Origin of the sequence: Comamonas koreensis, from assembly GCF_014076495.1 — a bacterium.
In the GTDB taxonomy this organism is placed as follows: domain Bacteria; phylum Pseudomonadota; class Gammaproteobacteria; order Burkholderiales; family Burkholderiaceae_C; genus Comamonas; species Comamonas squillarum.
Genome location: NZ_CP043575.1, coordinates 478,099 through 490,031, shown reverse-complemented (window position 1 = coordinate 490,031; position 11,933 = coordinate 478,099). Strand labels below are relative to the sequence as shown.

12 protein-coding genes are annotated in these 11,933 nt (G+C 64.8%); 8 read left to right on the top strand and 4 right to left on the bottom strand.

Annotated elements, in window-relative coordinates; all coding sequences use genetic code 11:
• Positions 1 to 62 precede the first annotated feature (62 nt).
• From F0Q04_RS02310 to minE, 6 genes are all read left to right on the top strand, one after another.
• Positions 63 to 1,001 (top strand): zinc ribbon domain-containing protein, encoded by a 939-nt coding sequence (locus F0Q04_RS02310; protein ID WP_182344264.1) that lies wholly within the window; start codon positions 63 to 65, stop codon positions 999 to 1,001.
• Positions 1,002 to 1,024: 23 nt separating this feature from the next.
• On the top strand, positions 1,025 to 1,663 hold the full coding sequence (locus F0Q04_RS02305; protein ID WP_133248223.1) for a hypothetical protein: 639 nt from the start codon (positions 1,025 to 1,027) through the stop codon (positions 1,661 to 1,663).
• Positions 1,664 to 1,755: 92 nt separating this feature from the next.
• Positions 1,756 to 3,237 carry a hypothetical protein gene (locus F0Q04_RS02300; RefSeq protein WP_165841241.1) on the top strand — a complete coding sequence of 494 codons (1,482 nt, stop codon included), beginning with the start codon at positions 1,756 to 1,758 and terminating at the stop codon, positions 3,235 to 3,237.
• Positions 3,238 to 3,427: 190 nt separating this feature from the next.
• Entirely contained in the window at positions 3,428 to 4,159 is a 732-nt protein-coding gene (gene minC / locus F0Q04_RS02295) for a septum site-determining protein MinC (protein ID WP_116927430.1), read from the top strand.
• Positions 4,160 to 4,226: 67 nt separating this feature from the next.
• Positions 4,227 to 5,039: a septum site-determining protein MinD gene (gene minD / locus F0Q04_RS02290; RefSeq protein ID WP_182344262.1), complete on the top strand. Its 813-nt coding sequence runs from the start codon at positions 4,227 to 4,229 to the stop codon at positions 5,037 to 5,039.
• A 5-nt stretch (positions 5,040 to 5,044) separates the two neighbouring features.
• Positions 5,045 to 5,302: a cell division topological specificity factor MinE gene (gene minE / locus F0Q04_RS02285; protein ID WP_021027472.1), complete on the top strand. Its 258-nt coding sequence runs from the start codon at positions 5,045 to 5,047 to the stop codon at positions 5,300 to 5,302.
• A 381-nt stretch (positions 5,303 to 5,683) separates the two neighbouring features.
• Here minE and F0Q04_RS02280 read toward each other — a convergent pair whose 3' ends face one another.
• Genes F0Q04_RS02280 through F0Q04_RS02265 form a run of 4 tightly spaced genes read right to left on the bottom strand, consistent with a single transcriptional unit; the run spans position 5,684 to position 8,905 of the window.
• Complete coding sequence (locus F0Q04_RS02280) at positions 5,684 to 6,142, bottom strand: PaaI family thioesterase (RefSeq protein WP_021027471.1); 459 nt, start codon at positions 6,140 to 6,142, stop codon at positions 5,684 to 5,686.
• On the bottom strand, positions 6,139 to 7,299 hold the full coding sequence (locus F0Q04_RS02275; protein WP_182344260.1) for an acyl-CoA dehydrogenase family protein: 1,161 nt from the start codon (positions 7,297 to 7,299) through the stop codon (positions 6,139 to 6,141). The genes F0Q04_RS02280 and F0Q04_RS02275 overlap by 4 nt, the downstream gene beginning before the upstream one ends.
• Before the next feature lie 32 nt (positions 7,300 to 7,331).
• Positions 7,332 to 8,525: a thiolase gene (locus F0Q04_RS02270; protein WP_182344259.1), complete on the bottom strand. Its 1,194-nt coding sequence runs from the start codon at positions 8,523 to 8,525 to the stop codon at positions 7,332 to 7,334.
• A gap of 14 nt (positions 8,526 to 8,539) precedes the next feature.
• Positions 8,540 to 8,905: a Zn-ribbon domain-containing OB-fold protein gene (locus F0Q04_RS02265; RefSeq protein ID WP_198424341.1), complete on the bottom strand. Its 366-nt coding sequence runs from the start codon at positions 8,903 to 8,905 to the stop codon at positions 8,540 to 8,542.
• Positions 8,906 to 9,160: 255 nt separating this feature from the next.
• Between F0Q04_RS02265 and F0Q04_RS02260 the strand changes: the two genes are divergently transcribed.
• A complete protein-coding gene (locus tag F0Q04_RS02260; protein ID WP_116927435.1) occupies positions 9,161 to 10,369 on the top strand; it encodes an ABC transporter substrate-binding protein in 1,209 nt (402 codons plus the stop codon).
• Between the two features lie 83 nt (positions 10,370 to 10,452).
• Positions 10,453 to 11,892 carry an NAD-dependent succinate-semialdehyde dehydrogenase gene (locus F0Q04_RS02255; RefSeq protein WP_116927490.1) on the top strand — a complete coding sequence of 480 codons (1,440 nt, stop codon included), beginning with the start codon at positions 10,453 to 10,455 and terminating at the stop codon, positions 11,890 to 11,892.
• Positions 11,893 to 11,933: the final 41 nt, after the last annotated feature.

Sequence of the window (11,933 nt, the reverse complement as noted above, 5' to 3'; positions counted from 1 at the left end):
ATTGAGAACAAATACGGCCGGTTGCCTGCAGCAACCGGCCTGTTTCGGGAGAGAGGGTTTCCATGAACTGTGTGCAATGTGGCGAGGCATTGGCCGCCAGCGCTAAATTCTGTCGAAAATGCGGCTGCAAGGTGCAGAGCGCAGCGGCGCCCGAGGCCGTAGCCAGCCCCCGCAGTGCGCCGGCTGCGCCGGTGGCCGCCTACGCCACCTGCCCCGATTGCGGCGCGCTGTGCAAGGGCCAGGCGCTGTTTTGCAAGCAATGCGGATGCCGGTTTGAAGAGACGCCTGGTTTTGAGGACACGGCTCCCTACTGGGACGCCCCGCTGAGCGTGGCCGAAGAAAAGGCCATTCTGGTCTTTGGCAATGTGCAGGACAGCTCCCTGCCGCCCTCCAGCTTGCCGCCCGGCGAGCGCATCCAGACCAGCGCTGCGATGGTGATTGGCGGCGCGTCGGCGAGCCCGGCAGCGGCCGTGCCGGCGCCCGCGTTGCGCGAGCCCGAGGTGCCCTTGTGGGAGACCGATGCCGCTGCCAAGCGTGCCCCTCCCGTCGCAGCAGACCCCCCTCTGCGGCCACGCGCCAGCGCGCAGCTGCGCAACCCCATGCCTGAAGCCCCGCCGCCTCCCAGCGGGCAGGGGCTGCGCATCGTGCTGGCGCTGCTGGGCATTGCCGTGTTGGCCGGTGGCGGTGCCTGGTGGTGGACGAGCCAGCAAGGGCGCCCGGCCGGTGGCGCGGTGGCTGCGCCCAGTGTCTCCGCACCGGCAGCGCCCGCCCAGCCCGTGGCCGCTGATGCCGCCGTGCCGGTAGAGTCCGCAGCGCCTGCGATGGTCGCGACCGATGCCGCACTCGCCCCCAATGAAACGCTGCTGGCGCCAGCGCCCGCCGAGGATGCTGCGGCCGCAGCCGTGGCGGTGGAGGAAGCGCCCGCCCCGGCACCTGCACCGGCCCGCCCGGCGGTGCGCAAGCCGGTGCGCAAACAGACTTTGGATGATTTGCTCAATTGAAGGAGAGCCTTGTGAAACTATTGATGAAAATGTCCGCCCTGGTGTCGGTGCTCGCGCTGGCCGGCTGTGCTGCCCCGCCGCCAGAACCCGCACCGGCTCCCGCGCCGGCCGTACCGGTGCAGGTCGAATGTGGTGTCGCATCGCCCCCCGGCTGCCGTGAGCCTGCCGTGCCACCTGCCCTGGTGACCTGGGAGCAGAAGATGAAGGGCGAGATCGACGAGGCCGAGGCCCTGCGCCTGCGTGCCGTCGAGGCCATGTCCGCCTTGCCTGCCAAGCAGCGCATCAAGGAAGGCAGCAAGACCATGACCACCGAGCAGGTCTTCAGCACCAGCCAGTCGCCCGCCACGCGCGCCATGCCGGTGCTCGATTCGGTCTCGCTCGATCTGCCCTGGGCCGCCAAGTCGCGCCAGGAGCACAAGGATGCGATGGTCGCCATCAAGGACATTGCCACGATGATGGCCGACAACCGCGGCGGCGCCACGATTTTTGTCACCGTCTCGCCACGTGATCTGCGCGCCAAGAAGGTCAACACCAATTCCGGCACCGCGCCCACCGAGGCCGGCAACCCGGTCGAGGTCAAGAAATCGGCCGACAAGAATGTGCCCGCCGGTGTCGAGCATTTCGTGATCCAGGCCAAACCCTGGCCCAGCCGCATCGACTGAGCAGGCGGCCCATCCCCCCATCTCCGCCATGAAAGCGCCTGCGCAGGCCATGGCGGAGCAGCTATACGGTAAAAACGACGAAGGAATCGCAGATGTCTTCTCCCCAATCGATGTTGAAGTCCATTGACTTTGGCCAACTGATGCGAGCGGCCGAGGGGCTGACCCAGTGGCGCGTGCTCGGCTTGTCGTTCCTGACCTGGCTGGCCGGAGGGCTGGTGATGGTGGGCGGCCAGATGCTGGCGACCCGTGCGGGCAGCATGCTGCTGGCGCTGCTGTTCCTGGTCATCGCCTCGGTGGTGTTCTCGGCCGGCATGTCGGCCGTCGGCATCCTGCTGCAGGACAAGGCCAAGGATGTGGAGCAGCGCAGCGTGGCGGCCGCCATCCGCGCGGGCCTGCTGTGTGTGCCGCGATTTATCCTGTTTGGTCTGCTGGTGCTGGCCGTGGTGCTGGGCCTGTGCCTGGTGGCGGCCATTGTGTATTTCGTCTGCAAGATCCCGTTCATCGGACCGATCCTGCTGTTCTTTGCCCACCCGGTGATGGTGATCGCCGCCTCGGTGTTCTTCATCGCGCTGTACTGGGTCGCCGCGCCACTGCTCGCGCCGGCGATCTGGGACGGCCGCTCGCTGCGCCGCGCCGTATCGCTGGTGGTGGCTGTCGTGCGCACGCGCCTGGTGCCACTGGTGCTGATGCTGCTGGCGCTCTATATCGTCATCACCGTGATCACCTTGGTGGTGTTTACCGGCTTCATCCCCGGCTTTGCCTACATGACGGCCATTGCCAGCGGCGTGATTGGCCCGAGCATGATGGCCTCGATGGGCGGCATGGGCAACTCCGCCGCCTTTGGCGCGATGGCCAGCAGCGGCCATATGCTGGCCGGTACGCTGTCGACCGTGATCCTGTTTGCGGTGCTGATGGCGCTGACCATGCAGGTAATGATCATGGGCGTGAACATCATCTACCTGATGGTCACCGATGGCCTCGATGAGCAGGGCACCGAAGAGAGTCTGCAGGCCGGCATTGACCTGGCGCGCGAAAAGGCCCGCCAGGCCCAGGGCATGGCCCGTGAAGCGGCCGACAAGGTGCGCCACGCCGCGCATATGGATGGCCATGGCCACCAGGGTGCTGCGGCACGAGGCCCGGCAGCGCCTGTGGCGCCAGTGACGCCAGCCGCACCGGTGGCACCGCACCACGATATCTTTGCCCCGGCTCCTGCGCCGGTCGCACCTGTCGCACCGGCTGCTCCCGTAGCGTCCGCGCCGGTACCCGCCCCTGCGCCTGTGCCGCCTTCGGCGCCCGTGGCTCCGGTACCACCTGCCCCCGTGTCGCAAGCCCCTGTGGCCCCGGCACCCGTGGTGGCGCCAGCCCCCGTGCAGCCGCCCGTAGCGCCAGCTACCGCAGCGGGTCTGGGTGGCGCAGCGGTGGCTGGCGGCGCGGCAGCTTCGGCCTTGCCGCCTGCGGCAGCCCCAGCGGCACAGGCGGCCTCCGAGCCCTTGCTGCGCTGCCGCAGCTGCTTTGAAGTGGTGGCGGCCGACGATGTGTTCTGCGGCCACTGCGGCTTCCAGCTCAAGCCTTGACGGGTTGTGGCATTCTTTGAGGGCGCGCAAGCGCCCTTTTTCATGGCACTCTGTATCCGCCCGTAAGCGCGGCTTCATTGGTAAAAGAGTGTTGTCAATCCGGGCAAAACGGCAGACCGGCTGCGGCGATTCACGTCAGGCAGGTTACACTTTGCCGATTCATGTCCAGTAACTAGATCGGCTTATAACCATGTCAGGTGAAACGACCCAGCGCAGCGGTTTCGATATGAAAAGCGCCCAGTTGCCGGTGGTTGCGTTCGCACTGCGTTCGGCCGACCTGGAGCAGTTGGCGCAGGAGTTTGCCGAGCGTTTTGGCAGCGACTCCGCCTTCTTCGACCACGACCCGGTGCTGGTCGATCTGGCGCAGCTGCGCGAGGCCGATGAGGACATCGACTTTGCTGCCCTGGTGGCCTTGCTGCGCCAGTACCGCACCACACCGGTGGCGGTGCGCGGCGGCAGCGAGGCGCAGATGGCCCGCGCCTATGCGGCGGGGCTGATCGCCGCGCCCGAGGCGCCACCTGCGCGCAAGGCGGCTGAGCCCGAAGTGCGCGAGGTCGAAGTCGAGGTCATCAAGGAAGTGCAGCTGCCGGCCAAGGCGACCATGCGGGTCGACAAACCGATGCGCTCGGGCCAGCAGGTCTATGCGGCGGGCAGCGATGTGATCGTCAACGCCATCGTCAGCTACGGCGCCGAGGTGATTGCCGATGGCAACGTCCATGTCTACGGGCCCTTGCGGGGCCGGGCCGTGGCCGGCGCCCGGGGGGATAAGAGTGCACGTATTTATTGCACCTGTTTTGAGCCGCAGCTGGTGTCCATCGCGGGCATCTACCGCACGGTCGAGTCGGATTGGCCCGCCGAGCTGTCGGGCAAGGCAGCCGTGGTGCGGCTTGAAGGTGAGAAACTGTTGATCGAGCCGCTGTGACAGGCGCACGGGGACGGCCCGCACCGGGCTTTGGACATTTGAGGACGTAAAGGGATCGGATCGAAAGATGGCAAAAATCGTCGTTGTAACTTCCGGCAAGGGCGGAGTTGGAAAAACTACCACCAGTGCAAGCTTTGCGGCCGGACTGGCGCTGAGCGGGCACAAGACTGCGGTGATCGACTTCGATGTCGGCCTGCGCAATCTGGACCTGATCATGGGCTGCGAGCGCCGTGTGGTCTATGACCTGATCAATGTGATCCAGGGCGAGGCCAACCTCAACCAGGCGCTGATCAAGGACAAGCAGCTCGAGAACCTCTACATCCTGGCCGCCTCGCAAACGCGCGACAAGGATGCGCTGACGCAGGAGGGGGTCGAGAAGATCCTCAAGGACCTGGCCGCGATGGACTTTGATTTCATCGTCTGCGACTCGCCCGCCGGTATCGAGAGCGGGGCGCTGATGGCCATGCACTTTGCCGACGAGGCGCTGGTGGTCACCAACCCCGAGGTCTCGTCCGTGCGTGACTCGGACCGCATTCTGGGCATGCTCAACTCCAAGACCAAGCGCGCCGTCGATGGCGGCGATCCGATCAAGGAGCATTTGCTGATCACCCGCTACAACCCCAACCGGGTGCAGGACGGCCAGATGCTGTCGCTGGAAGATATCCAGGACATTCTGCGCATTCCGCTGATTGGTGTGATTCCCGAGTCGGAGTCGGTGCTGCAGGCGTCCAACCAGGGCACGCCTGCGATCAACCTGAACCAGACCGATGTGTCCGAAGCCTACAAGGATGTGGTGGCACGCTTTTTGGGTGAAGACAAGCCGATGCGCTTTACCGATGCGCAAAAGCCTGGTTTCTTCAAACGCATTTTTGGGAGGTAAGTTCAATGTCCTTGCTGTCCCTGTTCTTGGGTGAAAAGAAAAAGACCGCGTCGGTCGCCAAGGAGCGGCTGCAGATTATTTTGGCGCGTGAGCGCACTGGGCGTAGCAATAACCAGCCGGACTATCTGCCTGCGCTGCAAAAAGAGCTGATGGCGGTGATCGCCAAGTACGTCTCCATCAATCCCGATGACGTCCGCGTCAACCTGGAACGACAAGATAATCTTGAAGTTCTCGAAGTAAAAATCGAGCTTCCAGACAAGTAAGTCGGTGGGGATCCTGTCCTGGGTGCATGTGTGCTCTGGCGGATTCTTGTTCTGGATGGGACTTTGGCAGTTTTCGTTTTTGGGTGGCGATATGGGCCCGTATGCGTTGTTGTGGCGCCTTGCCATACCAAAGTATTGTCTACGGCGCCACGCCTAGCCTGCGGGCCCATCTCGCCATTGGGGTGGGTGGCTTGGGCGCTGTGCGCGCTGCTCCTAGCTGTTGAATATCGGAATCACCATCCTGTTTTCCGTTCTTCAAAAACAAACGCGACCTTCGGGTCGCGTTTTCGTTGGGGGTAAGTCGGTGGATTTCTGGTGGGTCGTGGATAAGTCAGCGGCTTATCCACAAAACTATGCACATGGCTGTGCTTTTCCCCTCAGTTATGCACTGGGCTCGGCCGTGTTGTCGTAGGCGTGGGCTTTCCAGTACTTGAAGGTGCCCTGGGCGGTGGCCAGGATGCGGCGGTTGGCGTCGTAGATGTTGGCCTGGCAGGTGCACAGCGAGCGGCCCTGGTTGATGACCCAGCCTTCGGCAACCAGCGGGCCACGGCCCGGGTAGATGAAGCGCGAGGACATCTCGACGGTGACGGCGGTGCTCGACGGCGCGCCGGGCGCGAGCACGGCAGCGCGGGACATGGCCACGTCCAGCAGGGTCATCAGGATGCCGCCATGCGCGGCGGGCAGCTGGTTGCACAGCTCCTCGCGCAGGTCGGGCAGGTGCACGCGCACAATGCCGTCTTCAAAGTTCGGGTCCTGGCGCGCGCCGATGAGGCGCAGAAAGGGCACGCGGGTGTTGAGGTCCTCGATGCTCAGCTGCTGGCGGGGTGGGGTGGTGCTCATGCGGCGGCCTTGGCGTCGCGCACCATGTTGCGCGCAATGATGATCTGCTGGATCTGGGTCGTGCCTTCGTAGAGGCGGAACAGGCGCACATCGCGGTAGAAGCGCTCGATGCCGTACTCGGCCATATAGCCCGAGCCGCCCAGGATCTGCACCGCGCGGTCAGCCACGCGGCCGCACATCTCGGTGGCAAACATCTTGGCGCTCGATGCCTCGGTCGAGACGTTCTGGCCCGCGTCGCGGCGGCGCGCGGCGTCAATGGTCATGCACTCGGCGGCATACAGCTCGGCCTGGCTGTCGGCCAGCATGGCCTGCACCAGCTGAAAGTCGCAGATCGCCTGGCCAAACTGCTTGCGCTCGAGCGAGTACTGCAACGCGTCGCGCAGGATGCGCTTGGCGCAGCCCACGGCCACGGCGGCGATGTGGATGCGGCCTTTTTCCAGCACCTTCATCGCGGTCTTGAAGCCGCGGCCCTCTTGCAGGCCGATCAGGTTGGCGGCGGGCACCTTGACGTTGTCAAAGATCACATCGCAGGTGTGGGCGCCGCGCTGGCCCATCTTCTTGTCGTACTTGCCAAAGCTGATGCCCGGGCTCTTGGCATCGACGATGAAGGACGACACGCCCCCCGCGCCCTTGTCGGTCGGGTTGGTGCGCGCCATCAGGGTGAACATGCCGGCATGGGGCGCATTGGTGATGAAGCGCTTGGTGCCGTTGACGAGGTAGTGGTCGCCCTGCTTGACGGCGGTGGTGCGCAGGGAGGCGGCGTCCGAGCCGGCTTCGGGCTCGGTCAGCGCGAACGAGGCGATCACCTCGCCGGTGGCCAGGCGGGGCAGCCACTCGGCCTTCTGGGTATCGGTGCCATCCATCAGAATGCCTTGCGAGCCGATGCCCACCGTGGTGCCGATCACCGAGCGGAAGGCGGGCGAGGTCTGGCACAGCTCCAGCAGCACATGCACTTCCTCCTCCATCGTCAGCTCCAGACCGCCGAACTGCTCGGGAATCGTCAGGCCAAACAGGCCCAGCTCGCGCATCTCCTGCACGATGGCTTCGGGGATCTCGTCGGTCTCGGCGACTTCGTTTTCGGCGGGCACCAGGCGCTCGCGCACAAAGCGGCGCACGCTGTCGAGCAGCGCCTCCAGGGTTTCTGGGTCTCGAATCATGGATGGTTCTCTGTTGTGTTCTGTAGCGCAGGTCAGAGCGTTGCCGCCGTGCCCAGGATCGCCGTGGCCTGGCTGGACAAGGTGCCGCCATTGCCATGGGCCAGTGCCAGCTGGGCGCCCGCCACCTGGCGTTCGCCGCAGTTGCCGCGCAGCTGGCGCACCGCCTCGATCAGCGCAAAGATGCCGTACATGCCCGGGTGCACGCAGGACAGGCCTCCGCCATTGGTGTTGACCGGCAGGCTGCCGCCCGGCGCAATCGCTCCGCTGGCAACAAAGGCACCGGCCTCGCCCTTTTTGACAAAGCCCAGGTCTTCCAGGAAAAGCAGGGTGTTGATGGTGAAGGCGTCGTAGAGCTCGACCACATCCATGTCCTGCGCTGTCAGGCCTGCCATCGCAAAGGCCTGCGCGCCGGACTGGCTCGCAGCGGTGACGGTGAGGTCGGGCATCGACGAGATCTGGCGGTTCCAGCAGGCCGTGGCATTGCTCAGCACATAGATGGGGGCGTTGGGGCCGCGCTGGGCGTCTTCTGCGCGGCTGAGCACAAAGGCGCCGCCGCCATCGGTCACCAGGCAGCAGTCGCGCACGGTGAAGGGATCGGCCACCATGCGCGCGCCCAGCACCTGCTCGATGGAGAGCGAATCGCGCATGAAGGCCTCGGGGTTCTTCTGCGCCCATTGGCGCGCCGAGACGGCGACGGCCGCGAGCTGCTCGCGTGTGGTGCCGTACTGGTGCATGTGGCGGGCCGCAGCCATCGCATAGGCTGCGACCGGCATCGTGGGCTCAAACGGGTGCTCAAAGGGCTGCGGGTCCATGAACTTGCGCGCAGCGGTCGATTCTTTGCGGCCAAAGGCGGCCGAGCGCTGGGCGCTGCCGTAGCAGACCAGCACATGCTTGCACTGGCCGGCCTCCAAGGCCATGATCGAGGGCAGCAGGTGGGCGATAAAGCTGGAGCCGCCCAGCATGGTGCCATTGACGTAGTTTGGGTTGATGCCCAGGTGCTCGATCACCGGCATGGGCCACATGGTGGCGTTGACGCTGCAGGTGGCCAGGCCGTCGATGTCCTGCATCGTCAGGCCCGCATCGGCCACGGCCGCATGGGCGGCGCGGGCGAGCAGCAGCATGTCGTCCGAGCCCGGGGCTTCGCCGCAGCCATAGGTGGCCACGCCGGTGATGGCGGCCTTGCCGCGCAGCGCGCGCAGGCCGCTGCTGGTATGTACTTGTGCCATGTTTTTATCCCTCGTTATGCGGCTTTGAACACCACCAGGCCCTTGCCGTTGTGCTCGATGACTTCGGCCTTCACCGCCATGCCGATCTTCACATCGGCCGGTGCCATGCCTTCGACGCGGCTCATCATGCGCGGGCCTTCTGCCAGGTCCACCAGCGCGACGTTGTAGTCGCCACCAGCCTCGGCCTTGCGGCGGATCACTGTGGTCGAGTAGACCGTTCCCTCGCCGCTGGGTTGCTCCCAGGCCAGCGCATCGCTGCCGCAATGCGGGCACAGCTCACGGGGGTAGAAGATGGCCTGGGCGCAGGCCTTGCAGCGCTGAATCTGGAAGCTGCCCGTATCCAATGCAGCCTGGTACTGGCTTGACATCGAGGGTGTCATTGCGGAATCTTTCTGAGGAGATAGCGGATGCTCAAGCATGGCCCCATTGCCTGCTGCACGCAATTATTGGTTGCCGAAGAGGGGGTTTGGCCGCGCTTGACGAACCTGGGTGACAGCAGTTTGCTCTAGAAGACCATCAGGGTTTTCTAGGCTTTGGCGCAGCCTAAGGCGGCGCTTGGCAAATGCAGAAACCGGCGCGCTGGAAATCTCTAGCATCGTCTGTCAAACGCTTTCTATAAAACCGGAGACAAGACCATGAAAATGACCGCGCTGGCTTTGGCCATGGCCGCATGCTGCACCACGGGCGCGCAAGCGCAGGGCATCTCTGACGACGTCGTCAAGATTGCCGTGCTCAGCGATATGTCCGGCCCCTATGCCGACACCGCAGGGCGGGGCTCGCTCGAAGCCGCGCGCATGGCGGTGGAAGACTTTGGCGGCAGTGTGGGGGGCAAGAAGATCGAGGTGGTGTTTGCCGACCACCAGGGCAAGGCCGATGTCGGTGCCAGCCGCGCGCGCACCTGGTTTGACACCGATGGCGTGGACGTGGTGGTGGACCTGAACAACTCGGCCGTCGCGATGGCGGTCTACAACCTGGCCAAGGAGCGCAACAAGCTGGTGCTGACCTCGGGCGGCGCCTCAGACACGCTGACCAGCGAAGCCTGCATCCCCACTGCCATCCACTACACCTATGACACCTATGCGATGGCCAGCGGCGTGGCCCATGCGATGCTGGAAAAAGGCAAGAAGGACTGGTACATCATGGCGGTGGACTATGCCTTCGGCAAGGCCGGCGCCGAGACGGTGACCAATATCGTCAGCAAGGGCGGCGGCAAGATCGTGGGCCGCACCAACTTCCCGCTCAATGCCAGCGATTTCTCGTCCTTTGTGCTGCAGGCGCAGGAGTCCAAGGCCTCGGTGGTCACCCTGGTGAGCGCGGGCAATGACACGATCAATGCGATCAAGTCGGCCAAGCAGTTTGGCCTGATGCAAAAGCAGACGGTGGCGCCGCAGTTCATGTTCATCCAGGACGTGCATTCGCTGGGCCTCAAGACCGCGCAGGGCCTGACCTTTGCGACCGCCTTCTACTGGGACCGCACGCCCGAGACGCGCGCCTTCTCGCAGCGCTTTTTTGAGCGCATGGGCAAGAAGACCATGCCCTCGATGGTGCATGCCGGTACCTACTCGGCCGTGACCCAGTACCTCAAGGCCGTGGCGGCCACCAAGACCGACGATGGCCCCGCGGTGACCAAGTACCTCAAGTCCAACAAGATCGAGGATTTCTTCAGCCAGAACGGCCATGTGCGCGAGGACGGCCGCATGGTGCACGACCTCTACCTGGTGCAGGTCAAGTCGCCTGAGGAATCCAAAGGCCCTTGGGACTACTACAAGGTGCTGGCCACCATTGCGGGTGACCAGGCCTTCCGGCCCATGGCCGATGGCAAGTGTGGTTTCGTGAAAAAGTAACCACAGACTTATCCACAGGCAACGCGGTCTTCAGCGCTGAAAGACCGCGTTATGCATTCCAAACCCCCTTGCAGGAGCCCAGCATGTCCCAAGCTTATCCACAGTTGCAACTATTTATCAACGGCCAATGGCTGTCCGCCGACGGCCGCAAGAGCGAGCCGGTCATCAACCCGCTCGACGAATCCACGCTGGGCCAGCTGCCTCACGCCAGCGCCGCCGATCTGCAGGCCGCCCTGCAGGCCGCCAACGCAGCCTTTGAAGGCTGGAAGCGCACCTCGCCGCTGGCCCGCTCGGACATCTTGCGCAAGGCCGCCAGCCTGATCCGCGAGCGTGCCGACCACATTGCCCGCTGCATGACCCTGGAGCAGGGCAAGCCGGTGCGCGAAGCCAAACTGGAAGTGCTGGCCGCTGCCGACACCTATGACTGGTATGCCGAAGAGGGCCGCCGCAACTATGGCCGCCTGGTGCCGGGCAAGACCCCGACCCAGCGCATTGCCGTGCACCATGAGCCCGTCGGCGTCTGCGCCGCCTTTGCACCCTGGAACTTCCCGGCCATCACCCCCGCACGCAAGATCGCCGGCGCGCTGGCCGCCGGCTGCACCCTGGTGCTCAAGCCCGCCGAGGAAACCCCTGCCACCGCCCAGGAGCTGGTGCGCGTGCTGCACGACGCCGGCCTGCCCGCTGGCGTGCTGAACATGGTGTTTGGCGTGCCGGCCGAGGTCTCGGGCTACCTGCTCGACCAGCCCGAGGTGGCCAAGTTCTCGTTCACCGGCTCCACTGCCGTGGGCAAGATGCTGGCCTCGCATGCCGCCAAGAGCATGAAGCGCGCCACCTTGGAGCTGGGCGGCCATGCACCGGTCATCGTCTGGAAGGATGCCGACATCAACAAGGCCGCCGATGCCCTTGTCGCCGGCAAGTTCCGCAATGCCGGCCAGGTCTGCATCTCGCCCACGCGCTTTTATGTACACCGCGATGTGTTCGACAGCTTTGTGAGCGCCTTTGTCGAGCGCACCAAAAAGCTCAAGGTCGGCAATGGCCTCGACGAGAGCAGCCAGATGGGCCCGCTGGCCAATCCGCGCCGCATCGAGGCCCTCACCCGCCTGATCGCCGATGCCCAGGAGAAGGGCGCTACGCTGCACACCGGCGGCAAGCGCATGCCCGGCAAGGGCTTCTTCTGGGAGCCCACTGTCATCAGCAACCTGCCCGAAGACGCCGGCCTGATGAACGAGGAGCCCTTTGGCCCGGTCGCGCTGATCAATCCCATCGCCGACATGGACGAAGCGCTCCAGCGCGCCAACCGCCTGCAATACGGCCTGGCCGCCTATGCCTTCACGCAGGACAGCGCCGTGCGCCAGCAACTCTCCAACGGCGTGCAGACCGGCATGCTGGGCATCAACACCTTGAACATCTCGATGGCCGAGGCACCGTTTGGCGGCGTCAAGGAAAGCGGCTGGGGCTCGGAATGCGGCATTGAAGGCCTGCAGGCTTACTGCAATATCAAGCTGGTCAGCGAAGACCAGTAAAGCCGGTTTTCCCCTTCCCGGGCCCTGCTGCCGGGCCCAGG